General features: G+C 57.5%; 17 protein-coding genes. 6 read left to right on the plus strand and 11 right to left on the minus strand.

Annotated elements, in window-relative coordinates:
* Position 1 precedes the first annotated feature (1 nt).
* The 3 genes from ACR0AH_RS11645 to ACR0AH_RS11655 are packed head-to-tail and all read left to right on the plus strand — an operon-like array spanning position 2 to position 3,521.
* Positions 2 to 1,546 carry a trimethylamine methyltransferase family protein gene (locus ACR0AH_RS11645; RefSeq protein ID WP_170424438.1) on the plus strand — a complete coding sequence of 515 codons (1,545 nt, stop codon included), beginning with the start codon at positions 2 to 4 and terminating at the stop codon, positions 1,544 to 1,546.
* Positions 1,547 to 2,230, plus strand: a complete 684-nt coding sequence (locus ACR0AH_RS11650) for a TetR/AcrR family transcriptional regulator (RefSeq protein WP_170397633.1) — start codon at positions 1,547 to 1,549, stop codon at positions 2,228 to 2,230.
* The gene (locus ACR0AH_RS11655) at positions 2,217 to 3,521 is read left to right on the plus strand and encodes an FAD-dependent oxidoreductase (protein ID WP_170733309.1); all 1,305 of its coding nucleotides are present in this window, start codon (positions 2,217 to 2,219) and stop codon (positions 3,519 to 3,521) included. Before ACR0AH_RS11650 ends, ACR0AH_RS11655 begins: the two co-directional genes overlap by 14 nt.
* Here the strand turns inward: ACR0AH_RS11655 and ACR0AH_RS11660 are convergent.
* Positions 3,518 to 6,913, minus strand: coding sequence for an indolepyruvate ferredoxin oxidoreductase family protein (locus tag ACR0AH_RS11660; RefSeq protein ID WP_480592057.1), 3,396 nt, complete (start codon positions 6,911 to 6,913; stop codon positions 3,518 to 3,520). The genes ACR0AH_RS11655 and ACR0AH_RS11660 overlap by 4 nt on opposite strands.
* A 146-nt stretch (positions 6,914 to 7,059) precedes the next feature.
* On the opposite strand from ACR0AH_RS11660, the gene ACR0AH_RS11665 reads away from it, so the two are divergent.
* Positions 7,060 to 7,521 carry an Lrp/AsnC family transcriptional regulator gene (locus tag ACR0AH_RS11665; RefSeq protein ID WP_170733307.1) on the plus strand — a complete coding sequence of 154 codons (462 nt, stop codon included), beginning with the start codon at positions 7,060 to 7,062 and terminating at the stop codon, positions 7,519 to 7,521.
* A gap of 3 nt (positions 7,522 to 7,524) precedes the next feature.
* On the opposite strand, the gene ACR0AH_RS11670 is transcribed toward ACR0AH_RS11665, so the two are convergent.
* Entirely contained in the window at positions 7,525 to 7,914 is a 390-nt protein-coding gene (locus tag ACR0AH_RS11670; RefSeq protein WP_170397621.1) for a DUF3307 domain-containing protein, read from the minus strand.
* Between the two features lie 169 nt (positions 7,915 to 8,083).
* On the opposite strand from ACR0AH_RS11670, the gene ACR0AH_RS11675 reads away from it, so the two are divergent.
* Positions 8,084 to 11,125 (plus strand): ABC transporter transmembrane domain-containing protein, encoded by a 3,042-nt coding sequence (locus tag ACR0AH_RS11675; protein WP_170511501.1) that lies wholly within the window; start codon positions 8,084 to 8,086, stop codon positions 11,123 to 11,125.
* 23 nt (positions 11,126 to 11,148) lie between these two features.
* Here the strand turns inward: ACR0AH_RS11675 and ACR0AH_RS11680 are convergent, their stop codons facing one another.
* The 7 genes from ACR0AH_RS11680 to ACR0AH_RS11710 form a co-directional block, all read right to left on the minus strand.
* A complete protein-coding gene (locus tag ACR0AH_RS11680) occupies positions 11,149 to 12,381 on the minus strand; it encodes a mandelate racemase/muconate lactonizing enzyme family protein (RefSeq protein ID WP_170733306.1) in 1,233 nt (410 codons plus the stop codon).
* A gap of 21 nt (positions 12,382 to 12,402) precedes the next feature.
* Positions 12,403 to 13,497 (minus strand): Zn-dependent alcohol dehydrogenase, encoded by a 1,095-nt coding sequence (locus tag ACR0AH_RS11685; RefSeq protein WP_170733305.1) that lies wholly within the window; start codon positions 13,495 to 13,497, stop codon positions 12,403 to 12,405.
* A gap of 214 nt (positions 13,498 to 13,711) precedes the next feature.
* On the minus strand, positions 13,712 to 14,425 hold the full coding sequence (locus tag ACR0AH_RS11690) for an alpha/beta fold hydrolase (protein ID WP_170397608.1): 714 nt from the start codon (positions 14,423 to 14,425) through the stop codon (positions 13,712 to 13,714).
* An 11-nt stretch (positions 14,426 to 14,436) separates the two neighbouring features.
* Positions 14,437 to 15,225 carry a 3-oxoadipate enol-lactonase gene (gene pcaD, locus ACR0AH_RS11695; RefSeq protein ID WP_480592060.1) on the minus strand — a complete coding sequence of 263 codons (789 nt, stop codon included), beginning with the start codon at positions 15,223 to 15,225 and terminating at the stop codon, positions 14,437 to 14,439.
* 75 nt (positions 15,226 to 15,300) lie between these two features.
* Positions 15,301 to 16,275 (minus strand): threonine ammonia-lyase, encoded by a 975-nt coding sequence (locus ACR0AH_RS11700; protein WP_480592062.1) that lies wholly within the window; start codon positions 16,273 to 16,275, stop codon positions 15,301 to 15,303.
* Positions 16,272 to 17,099 (minus strand): alpha/beta fold hydrolase, encoded by an 828-nt coding sequence (locus ACR0AH_RS11705; RefSeq protein ID WP_480592064.1) that lies wholly within the window; start codon positions 17,097 to 17,099, stop codon positions 16,272 to 16,274. The genes ACR0AH_RS11700 and ACR0AH_RS11705 overlap by 4 nt, the downstream gene beginning before the upstream one ends.
* Positions 17,099 to 17,785, minus strand: coding sequence for a haloacid dehalogenase type II (locus tag ACR0AH_RS11710; protein ID WP_170733301.1), 687 nt, complete (start codon positions 17,783 to 17,785; stop codon positions 17,099 to 17,101). Before ACR0AH_RS11710 ends, ACR0AH_RS11705 begins: the two co-directional genes overlap by 1 nt.
* A 124-nt stretch (positions 17,786 to 17,909) precedes the next feature.
* Between ACR0AH_RS11710 and ACR0AH_RS11715 the strand changes: the two genes are divergently transcribed.
* On the plus strand, positions 17,910 to 18,338 hold the full coding sequence (locus ACR0AH_RS11715) for an FKBP-type peptidyl-prolyl cis-trans isomerase (protein WP_170818117.1): 429 nt from the start codon (positions 17,910 to 17,912) through the stop codon (positions 18,336 to 18,338).
* 11 nt (positions 18,339 to 18,349) lie between these two features.
* On the opposite strand, the gene ACR0AH_RS11720 is transcribed toward ACR0AH_RS11715, so the two are convergent.
* Together ACR0AH_RS11720 and ACR0AH_RS11725 are read right to left on the minus strand one after the other, a co-directional pair.
* Entirely contained in the window at positions 18,350 to 18,538 is a 189-nt protein-coding gene (locus ACR0AH_RS11720; protein WP_170397589.1) for a hypothetical protein, read from the minus strand.
* A 59-nt stretch (positions 18,539 to 18,597) separates the two neighbouring features.
* Positions 18,598 to 19,389: an enoyl-ACP reductase FabI gene (locus ACR0AH_RS11725; RefSeq protein WP_170397587.1), complete on the minus strand. Its 792-nt coding sequence runs from the start codon at positions 19,387 to 19,389 to the stop codon at positions 18,598 to 18,600.
* Positions 19,390 to 19,392: the final 3 nt, after the last annotated feature.

Below are 19,392 nucleotides of genomic sequence, written 5' to 3' on the forward strand. Positions count from 1 at the left end.
CATGTCGGACTTGGGCCAAAGACGCCGACGGCGCGGGCGCGGGACCGATGCCGCCCCGCAATCTAGTCGCGAGGTGAATTATCGCCAGTTGCGCAATCCGTTTCCACAGATGGAAGTGTTCCCGACGGATCAGATTGCAGATATGCACGACACCGCATTGCGCACACTGGAAGAGTTGGGCGTGAAAGTTCTATTGCCCGAAGCGCGGCGAATCTACGCGCAGGGTGGCGCCCGCGTGGATGAAGACAGCGAAATGGTCTTCATCGGGCGGGATATGGTTGAGGCTGCGGTGGCCTCAGCTCCGAAATCCATCGGCTGCCGGGCGGGCGCGCGGCACCGGGATTTCACTTTGGAGCTGGGCTCTTTGGTGTTCCAACCCGGGGCTGGCGCTCCAAACGCGACCGATCTGGAACGCGGTCGGCGGCCAGCGAGTGGGCAGGATTATCTGGAGTTCCTAAAGCTCACTCATCACTTTGATGTCTTCCAGATGATCTCACCGCAGGTCGAACCGCAGGACGTGCCAACCAATGTGCGGCACTATTTCACCACACAAGCGCAGATGGAGCTGACGGATAAGTTCCCGTTCTTCTTCTCGCGAGGCACGCCGCAAGTGATGGACTGCTTCGAGATGCTCTCGACGGCGCGAGGTCTGTCTGACAAGGAGTTCCGCGCTAACGCCCATTGTTACACGATTATCAACACCAACAGCCCGCGGACGCTGGATATTCCAATGGCTCAGGGGCTGATCGACTTTGCGCGCCATGGTCAGATGTCGATCATCACACCCTTTACCCTGATGGGCGCAATGGCTCCGATCACGGTGGCCGGGGCCATCACGCTGTCCCATGCCGAGGCGCTTGCGGCCTTGACGCTGACCCAGCTTACCAACCCCGGTGCGCCGGTGTGCTATGGGACCTTTACCAGCAATGTCGACATGAAATCAGGGGCGCCTGCATTCGGGACACCCTCGCATTTTCAGGCGTCTTTGGCGGCGGGCCAGTTGGCCCGGTATCTGGGCCTGCCCTGGCGGTCTGCGGCGGGGTCTGCGGCAAATATCAACGACGTTCAGGCCGCCAATGAAAACCAGTTCGGCCTGTGGGGCTGCCTGATGGCCGGGGCGACGGTCATCATTCATTCGGCCGGATGGCTCGAAGGTGGCCTGACCGTATCTTTCGAGAAGATGATCTGTGATGCCGAGGTGTTGAACATGGTGGCCGAGCTTTGTGCTGGGGCGCAGGCCCGTGGGGCTGAGATCGGCTTTGACTCAGCGCTGAGCGAGGTTGAACCCAGCGGACATTTCTTCGCCACGAGCCAGACAATGGAGCGCTATAATACCGCGTTTTATGAACCGCACCTGCATGACTACGCCAACTTCGGCACCTGGACCGAGCGTGGCGCGATCGACGCCAACCACCGCGCGACCGGTGTTTGGAAGGAAATCCTGGCAAATTTCAAAGCACCGGCATCAGATACGGATCGCCTTGGTGCGTTGAAGGATTTCATAGCGCGCCGTACAGAAGAGGGCGGCGCACCGCCGGAGAGTTGAATGAACACCAAACCCATCCTGCACCGGGACGATCCTGAAGCTGAACCACTGATTGGTAACGTCAAGGTCACGCGCGATGATTGGCTGAACGTGGCCATGGACGTCCTGATTTCGGACGGGGTCGAGCAGGTGAAAGTCATGAACCTTGCCGAGCGGATGGCGGTCTCGCGCTCATCATTCTACTGGTACTTCAAGTCGCGGCAGGAATTGCTGGATGCGCTGCTGGCGCGATGGCAGGCGACAAATACGGCGGCCTTGATCGCGCAATCCGAATTGCCTGCTGAAACGATCACGGCTGCGGTGTGCAATGTGCAGCGCTGCGTTGTGAATACCGAACTATTTGATACGGCGCTTGATTTTGCTGTGCGGGATTGGGCACGAAGATCGGGAAAGGTGCGGCGTATGCTGGACCAGTCCGATGCCCGTCGCCTGGCCGCGCTGCGCGCGATGTTCATCCGGTTCAACTATGATGAGACCGAGGCAGAGACGCGGGCGCGGGTGCTATATTATATGCAAATCGGATATGATCTGGCGCAGTTAAACGAACCACTGGCGATCAGGCTGTCGATGGTTCCACACTACCTTTATGTTTTTACAGGGGTCGAACCGCGACCCGAGGAAATCACCGAGTTCAGCGCGTATGCGAAACGTTTCTGGGAAGGGGCAGGACATGAACCAACCTGACGCAATCATCATTGGCACCGGTGTGATCGGAGCCGCCATCGCGTTCGAGATGTCCAAGGCCGGTTGGAAAACTCTGTCGTTGGATCGCAATGCGCAGGTTGGGCATGGCTCGACCGCAGGCTCTTGCGCGATAATTCGGATGCATTATTCGACCCTCGATGGAACCGCGTTCGCTTGGGAAGGCTATCACTATTGGCGTGATTGGGCGAACTATCTGGGCTTGCCCGACACAGCCGATTTGGCGCAGTTTCGTGAGACCGGTTGTTTGGTCGTCAAGACCGAGTCCAATGGGTTTCTTGAGAAACATAAGAAGTACAGCGCCGAACTGGATTGTCCGTTTGAAGAATGGACACCTGAGCGGATTACCGAACGTCTGCCGATCTATTCTCTGGACAGCTTTGCCCCGGCGCGGCGCATGGATGATCCGGAGTTCGGCCAACCGAACGGAGATCGGATTCAGGGCGCAGTATTCTGGCCGAAAGCAGGTTATGTGACCGATCCGGCGTTGTCGGCGCAAAACCTGATGGATGCCGCCAAGCTGCATGGTGCCGAAGTGCGAACGGGCGCAGACGTACGCGAAATCCTGTCGCAGCAGGGGCGCGTCGCAGGTGTCAGACTTGCCTCTGGTGAAGAAATCCACGCCAAAGTGGTGGTGAATGTTGCCGGTCCCGGGTCAGCGCTTGTCAACGAAATGGCCGGGGTTCTGGGTGACATGACCATTCAAACCCGCCCGCTGCGGCAGGAGGTGGTGCATGTACCCGCGCCCGAAGGATTTGATTTCGAAACGCAAGGAACAATTGTCTCGGATAGTGATATCGCGCTGTATTGCCGTCCAGAACATGGCAATCATATTCTGATCGGTTCCGAGGATCCGGCTTGTGATCCGCATCAATGGTGCGAAGATGATGTAAGCTATAACCACGATTTTACGGATCAATGGACCACGCAGGCCATGCGTTATGCCCAACGGGTCCCTAGCCTGGGGATACCCTCCAGAACCCGTGGGGTGGTGGATTTGTATGATGCCTCGACTGACTGGATTCCGATCTATGACAAGTCCAGCCTGCCGGGGTTTTACATGGCCTGCGGCACCAGCGGTAACCAATACAAGAACGCGCCGATTGCAGGCAAAATGATGGCTGAACTGATCGACTACGTCGAAGGCGGTGCGGATCATGACGACAAGCCGATGCAGTTTGAACTGCCTTACATTGGACGCACAATCGACACCGGTTTTTATTCCCGCAAGCGACCGGTCAATACCGATAGCAGTTTCTCGGTGCTTGGTTAACGCGCCATCGCGCGCGCGTTCTCATAGCTTTCTTCCCGTACTGGACCGAAACCGCGTATCTGGTCCGCAGCTGACAGCGCGTCCAGCCACTCGGCCTCGGAATGGGCGGAGGGGTTTGTCAGATACATGTCCAACAGCGATTGGTACCAGTTTAGGATATCTCGATGCAGTCGCGCTTCGGAGTGATAGCCGAAGGGGTTCAGGACCGAGCCGCGCAAACCACGTAGACGGGACAGTCCCCGCAGAACCGGGCGCATCCATGGGCCCAGTGCAAACTTGAGGGGGCGGCCCCGTTCGTCCTTGCGCCAGCTGAGCATTGGCGGGGCGAAGTGGTAACTGGTTTTGAAATCTCCCTCGAACTGTTGCTTCAGTTCGTTGTCGAAGTTTTGGGACGTTTGCAGCCGGGCCACTTCGAACTCGTCCTTATAGGCCATGAAGCGGAACAGGTTACGGGCTACGGATTCTAGAAGATCGTCGGATATTTTCGGGTTCGACGCGCGGATTGCTTCAATCTGTTGCGCATAGCGATCCGCATATGCGGCATCCTGATAATCTGTCAAAAACGCCACCCGACGCGCAATCACCTGATCCAAGGTGCCGTTTGCCTCTTCGGGTAGTGCCAGCCCGTGAATGCGGTCGGGGTCAGCCGCCAGACAACGCCCAAGAGCAAAGGCCAGCCGGTTTTTTTCGACGGCAACACCGTTCAGCAAGATGGCCTGAGCCAATGCAAAGTGCGATACCGGAACCAGCTCGTTTTGCCATGCATAACCCAGCAAAATGACGTTGGCGAAGACGGAATCCCCCAGTAGCGCCTCAGCTATTGCATTTGCGTCAAGGCTGGCGAGATTGTCCACCCCAACCACATCTGCGATCGCCTGTTCCCGCTTATCGACCCGCAATTGGGCATCGCGACGCAGGACAAGATCGCCGGTGGGCATCTCAGCCCTGTTCAGCACAACGCGTGTCCCGCGGGCATAATGAGTTGAGGCTTTGGGGGCCGAACTCACCACCACATCACAGCCAATCACCGAATCCGCAGCGCCTTGATCTATGCGTACTTGGTTAAGCGCATCCGGAGCTGCGCCAAGGCGGATGTAACTGAGTACCGTGCCGAATTTCTGCGCAAATCCGGTGAAATCCAGGACCGAGGCACCTTTGCCTTCCAGATGCGCGGCCATAGTGATCAGGGCCCCAACCGTGACAACCCCAGTGCCACCCACGCCTGTCACAAGCAGATCAAACGGTGTGTCCAAAGATGGAAGCTTTGGGTCCGGCAGGCCTGTTTCAAGCGCATTGAAGTCCATTTCGATGGCGCGCTTTCGTCGGGTTGCGCCCTCAACGGTCACAAAACTCGGACAGAACCCGTTCAAGCACGAAGAATCCTTGTTGCACGAACTTAGATTGATCTTGCGCTTGCGCCCCAGCGGGGTTTCTCGCGGCTCAACGCTCAGGCAATTCGATGCCACCGAACAATCGCCGCAACCTTCGCAGACAAGATCATTGATCCAGACGAACGTCGAGGGGTCCTCCATTGTCCCACGCTTGCGGCGGCGGCGTTTCTCGGTGGCGCAGGTCTGTTCATAGATCAGGACCGTGACTCCGGGTATGTCGCGCAGTTCGCGTTGCAGGCTGTCCATCTTTGCCCGGTCGTGGAATGTGGTGCCAGCCGGGAAATCGGATCGGTGAAACTTGGCAATGTTGTCCGAGACCAGCGCGATCCGCGCAACGCCTTCAGCCCGGCAGGTTTGGGCAATGCCTGCAACGCTGACAGGTCCATCCACTGGTTGCCCTCCGGTCATTGCGACCGCATCATTGTAGAGGATTTTATAGGTGATATTTGTCCCTGCCGCGACCGCCTGACGGATCGCCAGTGATCCAGAATGGTACCACGTCCCTTCGCCAAGGTTCTGGAAGATATGCTTTCCGCCATTGAATTGTGAGGCCACCACATGGGGTACGCCTTCGCCTCCCATCTGTGCATACCCGACCGTCTCGCGATCCATCCAAGATGCCATTACGTGGCAACCAATGCCGCTGGCAGCGGTAGAACCTTCTGGAACTTTGGTTGATGTATTGTGCGGGCAGCCCGAGCAGAAATAGGGTGTCCGTGTTGCGCCCGGGACGTTGATCACGGGCGGTTCTGTCTCAGTCAGTGCACGCGCTTTGGCAGGCAGGTTTTCTTCAGGGAAGAACGTGTTAAGTCGGGCGGCAACAATAGGGGCCAGCATCAAAGGGCTGAGTTCCCCGGTCCATGGGATCAGCGGTTCGCCATGGCTGTCATATTTACCTACCATCTTATGGGGTTTGTCGCCGGGCCAGTCATAGAAATATTCTTTGAATTGGCTTTCGATGATGCCGCGCTTTTCCTCGACGACCAGAACCTCGGCCTTGCCTTTCACAAAGCGCAACGCGTTGCGACGGGCCAGCGGCCAGACCATGCCAACCTTGTAGATGTCGATCCCCAAGCGGCGACAGGCGGCTTCATCAAGGTCCAGCAAACGCAGCGCCTCCATGAGATCGAGGTGCCCCTTGCCGGTGGTCACGAAGCCGAACTTCGCACTGTCGATGTCATAAATACGCCGGTCGATGGGGTTTGCTTCGGCAAAGGCCCGAACGGCGCGCAACTTGTGTTGGATGCGGGTCTCGATCTCGGGCGAGGGCAAATCGGCGGTGCGGACGTGCAAACCGAGTTCGGGCAAGTCGATCTGCGGCAGGGAAAAGCTGCGATCCGGGTGCAGATCGACGGACCGTGCGCTTTCGACCGTTTCCGAGACCGCCTTGAACCCGACCCACGTGCCTGAGAAACGGGACAGAGCGAACCCGTACTCGCCGAATTCCAAATATTCCTCGACCGAGGCTGGGTTCAATGTCGGCATGAACCACGACATGAAGGCCACATCCGACTGATGCGGCATCGAAGAACTGACGCAACCATGATCATCGCCTGCCACGACCAGCACGCCACCTTTTGGCGCAGACCCATATGCATTCCCGTGTTTCAATGCATCGCCTGATCGGTCGACACCGGGGCCTTTACCGTACCACATCGAAAAGATGCCCTCGACCTCGCAATGCGGGTCCAAAAAGGCCTGTTGCGCACCCAGAACCGCCGTTGCGCCGAGGTCTTCGTTCACGGCGGGCATGAACGTGATGCGATCCGTCTTCAGCCGGTCCTTTGCGCGCCATAGCTCAAGATCCAGCCCGCCCAGTGGCGATCCGCGATAGCCCGAGACAAACCCCGCCGTGTTCAGCCCGGCCTGACGGTCGCGTCGGGCCTGGTCCATCATAATCCGCGCCAAGGCTTGCGTGCCTGTTAGAAAAACCCGGCCCTGCGTCAGGGTATAGCGGTCTTCAAGCCGATAGGTGCGGGGAGAGGGTTCGTGGTGGCTCATTGCTGCGCGTCCATGGGTTTTTGTCCTTGGTGTTCGGTTATTTTAACCCCCCGCAGGTGAATTTCTGTTTCAAAGTTTGTGCGAGTTCTGCAAAATATGATAGGATTTACCAGATTTAGTTAAAATTACGGATGAATCTTTCCAAGATGGCCACTCTTGATGATCGGGATCGCCGCATTCTGACGCTGCTTCAAAATGACAGCCGGGTTTCAAATGCCGAATTGGCAGATGCAGTCGGCATGTCGGCCTCAGCCCTATGGCGCAGGGTGCGCGCGCTGGAAGAGGCTGGGGTGATCGAACGGTACGGCGCTTTGGTGAATCCTGCCGAGATGGGGTTGACGTTCGAAGCAATAGTGCATGTTCACCTGACCCGGCATGACCCGGACAAGATTGTCGACTTCATCCGGGCCGTCGAGATCAGCCCCGAAGTGCAGGAATGCTACGCCACGACAGGTCAGGCGGATTATCATCTGCGTGTCTTGTGCAGGAATCTGTCGGCTTACAACACGTTTCTGGAAGATTTCTTGTTTCGATTGCCCGCCGTCGCCAGCGCGCAAACGAATGTCGTGCTGCGGACGATCAAGCGGAACCGACCGGTGGTACCCTGAAGCTTAAGCCGCGAAAGCCACCCAAGCCCAGGCCATGCCAATATAAGTAAGGTTGTGAAACAACTGATCCAGACCAGCGGCACGCCAAAAAGCGGCCTGATTGGGTTGCAGCTGTTTGCGGTCAGAATAGTTGGCTTTGGCAAAGTCGATGTGGAAATGCACGATCCATTCCAACGCAGCGATGATCAGTATGAATTCAATCGGGGCGCGAAAGAGCGCGAAAATCACGACCGAACCCACAACATGCACAGCAGCATGTTGCGCGCGCCCCATGTGGAAATACGTGCCTCGCCCGGAAAGCATCTTGGGCGTCTGTAAATAATAGTCGGCGAACATGTGTTTGATCTGAAGCAGGCACAGCAACAGAAACACAGCGCCAAAGCTGGCAGGCAAATGAATCCTCCCGATATCGTCCTGAATCAGGAGATTAGGGGGTAAACGCGAAACGCGCAAATGAACTTGTTCACACAACGCAAATTAGGCGCAAATCGGAAATTCATTTGCGTCCGAGGATACGATTGCGGTAAATTCGGCCCGTTGTATTCACGCCAAAATCAGTGATTTGAGCGGCGGATCGTTAGTAGGGGCGGGTTCAATAGAACGATCGATCTTTCAGTTCATCTGGAAATACTCGAAGCGCGACCAGTTGATTTTGCTGGCCGTGACGTCGACCTTGTTTCCTTTGCTTTACCTGACGTTGGAGCTGCCCAAGCGCATCATCAATGACGCAATCGGCGCGACAAGTCAGATTGTCGATGTCTGGGGTTATAGCCTGACGCAGACCACTTTTCTGATGATCCTGTGCTTTGCCTTTCTGGCTGCGGTGCTGGCGCACGGGCTGATGAAGATGCGTATCAACACCATGAAGGGTGTTCTGAGCGAGCGTATGCTGCGTCGCTTTCGCTATCAGTTGATCAACCGCGCGCTTCGCTTCCCACAACCATATTTTGAGCGGGTCAGTCAGGGCGAAATGGTCTCGATGATAACCGCTGAAAGCGAACCGATGGGTGGGCTGATGGGGGATGCGATCAGTCAGCCCGTGCTGCAGGCCGGACAAATGATCACGATCCTGTCCTTTCTGTTCCTCCAAAGCGTTTGGTTCGGACTGGCCGCGGTGGCGTTGATCCCGCTGCAGGCCTGGTTGATCCCGCGATTGCAACGCCAGATCAATCTTCTGAACAAGAAGCGCATTCAAGAGGTCCGCGTTTTGGCTGCCCAGATCGGCGAGAACGCTGCCGGTGCTTCGACCCTGCGCGCCAATGGCGGTTGGCGTTACCGGCGGGCGATGATCTCGGATCAGCTGGGGCGCCTGTTCGCCATCCGCTTTGAGATCTATCAGAAGAAGTTCTTTATGAAGTTCATCAACAACTTCATATCGCAGCTGACGCCATTCATGTTCTACCTTGTCGGTGGCCTGCTGGTGTTGCAGGGGTCTGTTTCGCTGGGTGCTCTGGTGGCTGCGCTGGCGGCTTACAAAGACTTGAGCTCACCCTGGAAAGAACTGCTGACCTATTATAATCAAACGCAGGACATGTCGCTGCGATGGGATGTTGTGATTGATCGTTTCGCACCGGATGGAATGATTGATGAGGCCCTGTTTGACGGAGAGCCAGCGGATCGTCCACATCTGAATGGCGATATCGTACTGAATCAAGTCTCGGTTCGTGATATCGACGGCAATCAGGTTTTGGATGATCTGGACCTGACCTTCCCAGCAGGTAAAACGGTCGGCATTTCGGCCACCAGCGAGGAAGATCGCCATGCGCTGACCGAGTTGCTGACCCGCGAGATACTGCCAACCTCTGGCCGTATTGAAATCGGCGGCATCAATATGGCTGGCCTGCATCAAAGCGTTGTTGCCCAACGAATAGGTCTAGCAACCTCGCGCCCCATAATGTTTCAGGGCACGTTGGGTGAAAATGTGATGATGCCGATGCGGTCACATCCATTGTCCAAGTCCACCGAGGATCCGGATTTCCCCGAGACGCTGAGGGCAGGCAATAGTGCTGATCCATTCAACGCCGAATGGCTTGACCCCGGAATGGCGGGTTTTGACGATACGGCGCGGCTGCGCGATTGGTGGCTGAAACTGATCGATGGCATGGGCTCGGGCGCGGCGTTGTTTCAGCGCGGTGCCGAGCAGGTGTTTGATGCGAATGAGCGCCCGGAACTGGCAGCAAAGCTGGTCGAATTGCGCCCTCGGGTTCAGAAGGCGGTGCGCGAGGCCGGGCTTGATCAGCAGGCGCTGATTTTCGATCGCTGCGCGTATAACCCTGCGCTACCCGTTGCTGAGAACCTGTTGTTTGCCACCCCCTGCGTTCCGGTGACGCGACAATTGCTGGCACAGCAGACCGTGTTTCTGGGCCAGTTGCGCGAGTTGGGGTTGGATGAAACCCTGATCAGCCTGACACGCGACGTAATTGAGATGCTGCGCCAGATATTTGGGCTTGATGGAACAGATCATCCTTTGTTTCGCAAGCTGGGGCTTGAGGCCCAAACCTACGAGGCCGCGGTTGAATTGGTCGAGCAAACCCGCAAAGAAGGCGCAAACGGGCTGGATGACGAACAATTGGCTAGCTTGCTTTCGGTGCCATTTGTGATCTCGGCCGAGCAGATTGGCCCGGCGTTTTCGGATGAGCTGAAGAACCGCATTCTTGAGCTTCGCCACAGCCACTCGGCCAAATTGCTGGAACCCTTGCACGATGTATTCGTCCCGTTGGATGAAGATGCCTTTGCACCCGGTTTGACGGTTATGGAAAACGCACTGTTTGGCAAGGTCAGCCAGATCGGCGGTGCGCGGACCGACGAGGCGCGCAAACTGATCGTCGATGTTCTGGCCGAGAACGGGGCGCGACCGATGGTGGTGGAACTGATCTATGATGTTCCGGTCTCGATTGGCGGCCAGAACTTGCCTGCCGTATTTGCCGAACCGCTGGCCTTTACGCGCGCTGCGATCAAAAAGCCAGATATTCTGATCCTGGAAACCGCGCTTGCCAGCTATGATATGGAGACACAGGTCGCAGTTTATAAAAATCTGCGTGAATTGCTGCCCGAAACTACTGTAATCTATCTAAATGATGCGTTCGAAAATCCAGATGTTTTCGACATGTATGTTGAAATCCGTCAGGGCCGGGTCGTGACGGGTGAAGGCCCAACCGACGTCGACGGCGACGGTGCGGCGTCTGCCGATCTGGTACGCAAATTGCGTGCGCTTGAGCAGACCCCGTTGTTCTCTGGGCTCGACCGTCGCCAGCTTCGACTGCTGGCCTTTGGTGCGCGCTGGTTCGAAGCGAAACCCGGCCAGGTGGTGTTTCTGAAGGATGATCAGCCAACCGATGGCGCCTATGTCATCCTTGAGGGCGAGGCAGGATTGTACCTGCCGCGTTCGGGCGAGGCCGATCAACTGATCACTACGGTTGGTGCGGGCGCGTTGGTGGGAGAGCTGGGGTTGATCCGAAAAGAGCCTCGGGCGTTGAGCATGGTGGCTGAAACGGAACTGTCCTGCCTACGGATCGGTGAAGAGGAATTTCTGGCGGTCGTCGAGAACGATGCAGCCACAGCCTTTAAACTGTTGCAGGTCATCGCGGGGTATGTCTCGAACTGATCGGCTTGCTCGCCTGTCGATTGTTACCCTTCGGTTGCGGGTGCACCGCCTTGAAACGCATTCCCATTTGCATAGTCACATGGGGTTTCCTGCATCTGTAGGTGCAGCCCGTCACCTTTGTAGGGATGGGCTCGGGCAAGGCTTTCATCGACCTCGATACCAAGGCCGGGCTCGGTCGGAGGAGCGACGAACCCCTTCTCGACGCGGATGCTTCCCTTTATCAGTTGATCGTGGAATGGGGTCTCGATGCTTTCAAGCAGCAGCAGGTTCGGGATCGACGCCGCCAGATGAATATTCGCCGCCCACTCGATCGGTCCCGCATACAGATGGGGTGCCATCTGGGCGTTGAAAACCTCGGCCATTGCGGCGACTTTCTTCATCTCCCATATACCGCCAGCGCGTCCCAACGCAGGCTGAAGGATTTCGGCGGCCCCGGCGCGCAGGACCGCGCCAAATTCCGCTTTGGTTGTCATCCGTTCACCGGTTGCGACAGGGATACGGACATTGCGCGCCACACGGGCCATATCCTCGATCATGTCGGGGGGTGTGGGTTCTTCGAACCACAGCGGCGAAAAGGGTTCCAGCGCTTGGCCCAGACGTATAGCTCCGGCTGTGTTGAACTGGCCATGAGTACCGAACAGCAGATCGGCCTTGTCTCCAACTGCCTCACGGATCGCTTTGCAAAACGCTATCGACATTGAGATATCGGACATCGCGGGCATGTGTCCACCGCGGATCGTATAAGGCCCGGCGGGATCAAACTTGACGGCGGTATAGCCGCGCCGGACCATTTCAGCAGCACTTTCTCCGGCCTGCTCAGGTGAAGTCCAGAAGTCCGTCAGGTTATGCTGAGGAAGTGGGTAGAGATAGGTGTACGCCCGGATACGGTCGTTCATCCGCCCACCCAGCAGCGCATAGACCGGACGATCACGATCCTTGCCCAAAATGTCCCAGCAGGCGATTTCGAGCCCCGAGAACGCACCCATGACGGTCAGGTCTGGTCGCTGAGTGAAGCCGCTGGAATAGGCGCGGCGGAACATCAACTCGATATTCTCGGGGTTTTCGCCCTGCATGTGCCGTTCGAATACATCGCGAATGACATGGGTCATGGCTTCGGGACCAACCGAGGACGCGTAGCATTCCCCCCAACCGATCACGCCCGTATCCGTGGTGACCTTGACCAAAATCCAATAGCGCCCACCCCAACCCGGTGCCGGAGGCGCAGTGACAATGACATCGAGATCTTGCAGTTTCATCGGGTGTTCCTTTTGCGGGGTTCAGTCGCGATCAAACAAGATTACATTGCGTTTGGCCGCACCGGACTTGGTGTCTTCGATGGCCTCATTGATCTGCGACAGGGTCCAGCGACCCGAGATCAACTCGTCCAGTTTCAGCCGCCCCTGTTCATACAGATCGATCATCCACGGGATGTCGCGCTGGATCACTACATCGCCCATTTTTGAGCCCACCATGCCCTGGCCAAGCGCGGCCAGCACGACGGGTTCGTAGCTGGACATGTCACCAGAATGGGGCATCCCGATCATGATCGCCTTGCCGCCCCGACCAAGGTAACGCGGGGCCTGATCATAGGCCGGGATTGCACCAACAGTAATCAAGACGGCGTCTGCGCCACGTCCGCCCAGCGCCTTGTAGGCGCTTTTCCACGGCTCTTTCTGGCTGGCCAAAACACCATGGGTCGCGCCGAACTCCATTGCGATATCCAGCTTATCCTGTGTCATATCGACCGCAACGATACGGCGAGCTCCGGCAATACGTGCGCCTTGGATTGCGTTCAAGCCGACGCCCCCGGCGCCGATGACAACCACGTCCTGCCCGGGGCGAAGCTGGGCGGCGTTGACTGCTGCACCAACACCGGTGATCACCCCGCAGGACAGCAGGCTGGCAAGGTCCTTGGGCAGCGTTTCGGGAATGCGGACGATTTGTCGGTGGCTGACAACTACCTTTTCGGCAAAGGCCCCGCATGCCATGGCCTGTTCCAGCGCATCACCGTCGGCAGTCTGCAGCGGACCTTTCACCGTGTCATAAGGTGTTTCACAAATGGTGGGCATGCCACCGGCACAGGACGGGCAGGACCCGCAGGCGCGGATCAAGGTTACCACAACGGGATCACCAAGTTTGAAATCCCCTGCGCCTTCGCCAACAGCAGAAACGATGCCAGCCGCTTCGTGCCCGTAAACCGCGGGCAAGTGGCCGCCCCATGCGCCGCTTGCAAAGGAAATGTCCGAATGGCAAATCGCCACTGCATCCAGCGTTACCTCGACCTCACCCATGCCGGGTGGTGCGATCAGGATGTCTTCGATGACCAGAGGTTCGCCGAAGGCTCGGCATACGGCTGCTTTGATGGTTTGCATGTGTTTTCCCGCTCCCTAACGGGATCACGGTGACCCGTCCCGGCGGGACCTGCAAGGTGGAAACCGCCACGGATGTGTCGTTGTTCTGCCAAAGTGGGGTAGACGCAAAAGAATCCACCTATTGATAAGCATTGTGTGGGTCATCGGTTCAGTGTGCGACAACCAAACAGATCGGCGCAAGGCGTATCGGGGTCGGGACATCGACGGTGGCTGGCTACATTCGTTGCGAGATCTGGTGCATCAACCCGGCAAGATGCTCAGGATGCGAAAAAAACGGCGAGTGAGAGCTGTCTATCGTAAGGTGCATATCAGGGTCCGCGCAGCCCGCCATCTCGGCCTGATATTCGGTCGGAACGATTCGGTCATCGGTGGTTCTGATGTACCCTTTTGGAACGCGCGCGAAGTTATCGCCGACGTCTAGGGGGGTAGTCTGCGGTGCAATCGCCTGGGGGCACAGGCGCGCGAATGCATAGGCAACCACCTCGCGCGCGCAGTCGTGATAAAGCAGGTCGTGCACCTGATCCGGTACCACCGAATACGACAACCCGTCGCCGGATACTTCGACGGCATTTCCGATCAGTTGGCGTGGGGCTCGTTTGCGCATTTCGACCATAGATAGCCCGGATTTCGGAACATAGGCACTTAGATAAATCACACCACGCATGGCGTTCGGGTCGGTCTCGGCAGCCGCACTTACGGGATATCCACCCCACGAGTGCCCTAAGATGATGGTCTTTGGTGTCGAAGCCTTCAGCACGGCATCTCTGCACGTTCCAAGGGTTACATCGCGGATAGGCGTCGGGTCCGAGCCGTGGCTTGGCATATCGATGGCGCGGGCGGTATGTCCGAATGTGGTCAATTCCGGGATCAGATCGCGCCAGCACCAGGCACCGTGCCACGAGCCATGTACAAGCAAGAAATCTGCCAACAATCCCTCCTTCAAATATGTCCGATCTCGGTCAGAAAATCACCGATCAGTTGGGCAAAGTCCTGAGGGCGCTCGACGCAGGGCAGGTGGCCTGCCTTTCGGATTAGCGCAAAGCGCGAGCCAGGGATCAGATCGACCGTTTCGCGCACCAGATCGGGCGGGGTTGAGCCGTCTTCGCTGCCCGCAATCCCTAAGGTCGGCAGGCGCAATCCGCTGGTTGGCGTATAGAAATCGGTGCCAGAAATTGCACTGCAGCAGCCCAGATAGCCATCGACCGGTTGTCGGACCATCATGTTGCGCCAAAGCGTCATCTCGGCGCTGGCCCGAAATGATTTCGAGAACCACCGATCCATAGTGGCATCCGCCAGTGCCTCGATCCCGCCTTTACGGACAGCATCCATACGCTGCTGCCACATCTTGGGAGTGCCGATCTTGGCGGCCGTATTCGACAGCACCAGCGCGCGGATCTGATCCATACGCTTGACCGCCAGGCCCTGCGCAATCATGCCACCGACGGACAGACCCACGAATACGCAATCCTTGACCTCTAGATAATCCAGCAATTGTTCGGCGTCGCGCACCAGATTTCCCATGGAATAGGGCGCTGAGGGTGCTGTTGACAATCCGTGCCCGCGTTTGTCGTACCTAATGATGCGCAGGCCTTTGGGCAGTAGCGGCAATATCGGGTCCCACAGCCGCACATCCGTGCCCAGTGAATTAGCAAAAACGATGGGGGCGCCAGCGGCGTCGCCATCAATTCGGTAGTGTATCCGAACATCTTTGAGGTCAGCGATATGCATGTTTAGCGTCCCCGTCTGCTCAGGGCGTCGGTTAAAACGACTACGACCGGATTTTGCACCGGCTGTAAGCAATTGTCAGGTAAGGAATTCCAACGCCCGTTCAAAGATCTGCGGATCCACGTTGCCGCCCGAGGCGACTACGATCACCGCATCCCCATCAATCTGATCCTTGCGAAACAGGGCAGAGGCCAGCGAAACAGCTCCGCCCGGTTCCAGCACGATCTTCAGACGCAGAAACGCAAGGGCCATGGCGCGTAGGGATTCCTGTTCAGATACCGACAGACCAGGGCCGCAAAGCCGCTGCAGGATGGGAAAGGTAATCTGCCCCGGCTGTGGCGTCAGGATTGCGTCGCAGATGTTTCCCGAAGTAGCGTCGTTGCTTTGGATCGTCCCGCTTGCCAGCGAGCGTTTCACGTCTTCGAACCCTTCAGGCTCGCATGGACGAGGGCGCAGACCGGGCGCGTGACGCTCTAACGCCAGCGCGATACCAGATGTCAGCCCGCCGCCGCCACAGCAGATCAGCACGTCACCTTCGGTCACACCCAGCGCCCGTGCCTGACGCGCCAGCTCCAGTCCCGTTGTTCCCTGGCCAGCGATCACTTGCGGTTCGTCATAAGGCCGGATCAAGGTCAAACCGCGCTCGGCAGCCAATGCCTCGCCGATGTCTTCGCGGCTTTCGCTGGCGCGGTCATAAAGGACGACCTCACCGCCCAGCGCGCGGGTGTTTTCAATCTTCAGCTTCGGCGCATCCGAGGGCATGACGATGACGGACGAGATTCCATGTTGAGCCGCTGCATAGGCAACACCCTGTGCGTGATTGCCCGAGGAATAGGCGATGACGCCCCGGTTGCGCGCCGCTTCATCCAATGCCGAAATAGCTGACCACGCGCCGCGAAATTTGAAGCTGCCGGTGTGTTGCAGGCATTCGGGTTTGATCAGAACGCGGCGACCCGCGATTTCATCCAGAAAGGGTGATGACAGAAGCGGCGTCTCGCGTACGTGACCTTTCAGCCGCTCGGCGGCGGCTTCGATCATGTCTATGTTGCTCATTTGGCGTCCAGTATCTTGCGGATCAGGTCTAGGGATTGAGGCTCGTTCAGGAACGGGACATGTCCTCGGCCCGGCACTTCGGTCGAGATCAATTCGGGGTGGTGTGCGTGCATCATTTGCACTGTGGCCGCGCTTAAAAGGTCAGAGTTTGCGCCGCGGATCACACCGGTGGGGATCGTACGCAGGGCGTCGAACAAAGGCCACAGGTCCGGTGCCGGGGTGATGGCGGCCTGCTCGATCAGCGCTTGTCGCAATGCGGGGTCATAACGCAGCTGTAGCCCGGTATCGGTTTGAATGTATTGATGTTCTACCTGCAGTTTCCAGACGTCCTGAGCGATGCCCGGGAACTGTGGCGCCATCATCGTTTGCAGGACCTGCGCAGCCTCATCATAGGATTGTGAACTTGGGGGATTGCCGACATAGTCCATAATCTTGGCAATGCCGGCGGGTTCGATTACCGGGCCAACGTCATTTAATATCACACCTGCCAGCCGGTCAGGATGGCTGGCGGCCAAGGCCATGGCGATCAGCCCTCCGCGTGATGTGCCCAACAGAGCCACTTTCTTCAAGCCCAGTTGATCCAGCAGATCAACCGCATCCAGCCCCTCGCGCAGGATGTTGTAATTCATGTAGTTCGCATCAAAATCGGACTTGCCGCGCCCGCGATAATCCATCGCAATCATACGAAGATCACGCATATGTGGCGCAAGAAATGAAAAGTCGCGGCAGTTGCGCGTCAAGCCAGCCAAGCAAAGCAGAGGATGGCCCGTGCCGGTATCTTCATAGTACAGGCGTTTGCCGTCCGAGGTGGTGAAATATGCCATCAAAGCCCTGCCAATTGAGGGATCGTCGTCAGGTCTGGCAGCACATGTGCAGGTTTCCACGGCAGACGGTCCATTGGCTCGCCAGCGCGGTTGACCCAAGCTGTGACAAATCCATAGCCACTGGCCCCGGCAGCGTCCCACCCGTTTGAGCTGACGAACAGCACTTCATCGCGCGCGCAGCCGAAGCGGTTCTGCACCAGATCGTATACGCTGGCATGGGGTTTGAAGACCCCCACGCTTTCGACCGACAGAACATCACCCAGCACATCACCGATCCCGGCAGACTGCACCGCCCCGTTCAACATCGGGGGTGAACCGTTGGATAGGATGGCGGTCTGCAACCCACCGGCCTTCAGTGCCTTCAACATATCGGGGACCTCGGGATAGGCCTGCAATTCCCAATACAAATCGAGCAGACGCTGCCGAAGGGTGTTATCCCCCTGAAGGCCTACCGCTTCCAAGGCCCAATCCAGCCCATCTTGCGTGACATCCCAAAAGTCACAATGCGCATCAGCGACAGCACGCAACCATGTATATTGCAGTTGCTTCAGACGCCAGTGATTGGCCAACTCGGGCCATTTGCTAGCCAACGCTTCAAATCCGGGCTCTGTTGCGGCCTGCCTGGCGGCGGCGGCCACGTCAAACAGAGTGCCATAAGCGTCGAATACACACGTGGTGATAGCCATCCGATCCTCCCCTGATCGGGCGCAGGTAAACACAACCGGTTCCGGGGTTAAAGAGGGCAGGGTTTACAATGCTGTGTCAGCCTCTAGGCTGCGCCGTTCATTTCTTTTCAGGCCGGAGGCCATCATGACCGCAATCAAACAAGGCGACACGGTTCGCATCCACTACACCGGAACTCTGCTGGACGGCAAAGTCTTCGACAGTTCCGAGGGGCGCGATCCGTTGGAGTTTGCGGTTGGTTCCGGGCAGATCATACCCGGTCTGGACGCTGCCCTGCCGGGCATGCAGATTGGCGAGAAAAAGCGTGTCGAGATCGATTGCGTTGACGCCTATGGCCCGATCAATCCGGGCATGCGGCAGCAGATCCCGCGTGAAGGCATCCCGGATGACATTCCGCTTGAACCCGGCACGCAGTTACAGATGCAAACTCCTGACGGTCAGGCATTGCCAGTGACTGTCGTCGAGGTAGATGAGGCGACAGTGACCTTGGATGCAAATCATCCACTAGCGGGGCAAGATCTGGTCTTCGATATTGAAATCGTTTCGATCAACTGATGCTGATTGGATCAAAGGCCCGGGATATGTGACAACAACGGCTCAATCGCATCGCGCACGGGCGGTTGGGTCAGAAACACAAAGGCAATCAGCAGCGATGTGAGAATCAGCAGCAAAAGACGCGCACGTCCGCTTCCTGATTTGCGTTTCAAAGCTGGCGAGCGCGTGTTGCTCGCAAGGATCTGTTCAAGTTTGCTCATATCGTAATCCCTGCGGGGCAAAGATGTTCAAATCTTGGCACCCGCAGGGAAAGATATAGTCACATGGCCTCTGGCTGGGGCATGCCCAGAATATGATACCCGCCGTCGACGCGGATGATCTCACCCGAAGTATAGCTGCCGGCGTCGGACGCAAGATAAACGGCGGTGCCTCCGACGGCCTCCAGCGTGGCATTCGAACGCATCGGTGCGTTCTGGTCGCAGAACTTGTAGGTCTTGCGTGCACCACCAATAGCCGCACCCGCCAATGTTTTCATCGGGCCGGGCGAGATGGCGTTCACGCGAATACCCTCAGGGCCCAGATCGTTCGCCAGATAGCGCGTCGCCGATTCCAGCGCAGCCTTGGCGACGCCCATGACATTGTAGTTTGGTACAACCTTGTTCGATCCCTGATAGGTCAGGGTCAACAATGTGCCGCCATTGTCCTTCATCAGCGGATAGGCGCGACGGGCAACTTCGATGAACGAATAGGCCGACACATCCAGCGAGTGTTTGAAGTTTGCCCGCGTGGTGTTCAAGAATCGACCGGTCAGTTCGGACTTGTCCGAATAAGCGATAGCGTGGACAACAAAATCTATTGTTGGCCAGCGGGCGGACAACTCGCCAAACGCGCGATCCAGTGAATCATCATCGGTCACATCCGCATCGACCATGAAGTCGCTGCCCAAGCTTTGGGCCAGCGGTTCAAGCCGTTTGCCAAACGCCTCGCCCTGATAGGTGAAAGCCAGCTCAGCGCCTGCTTCGTGCATGGCTTTGGCGATGCCCCACGCGATAGAGCGGTCATTAGCCACGCCCATGATCAGGCCGCGTTTACCCTTGAGAATATCCGACATCTT

It is taken from the genome of Ruegeria sp. AM5 (assembly GCF_056540645.1).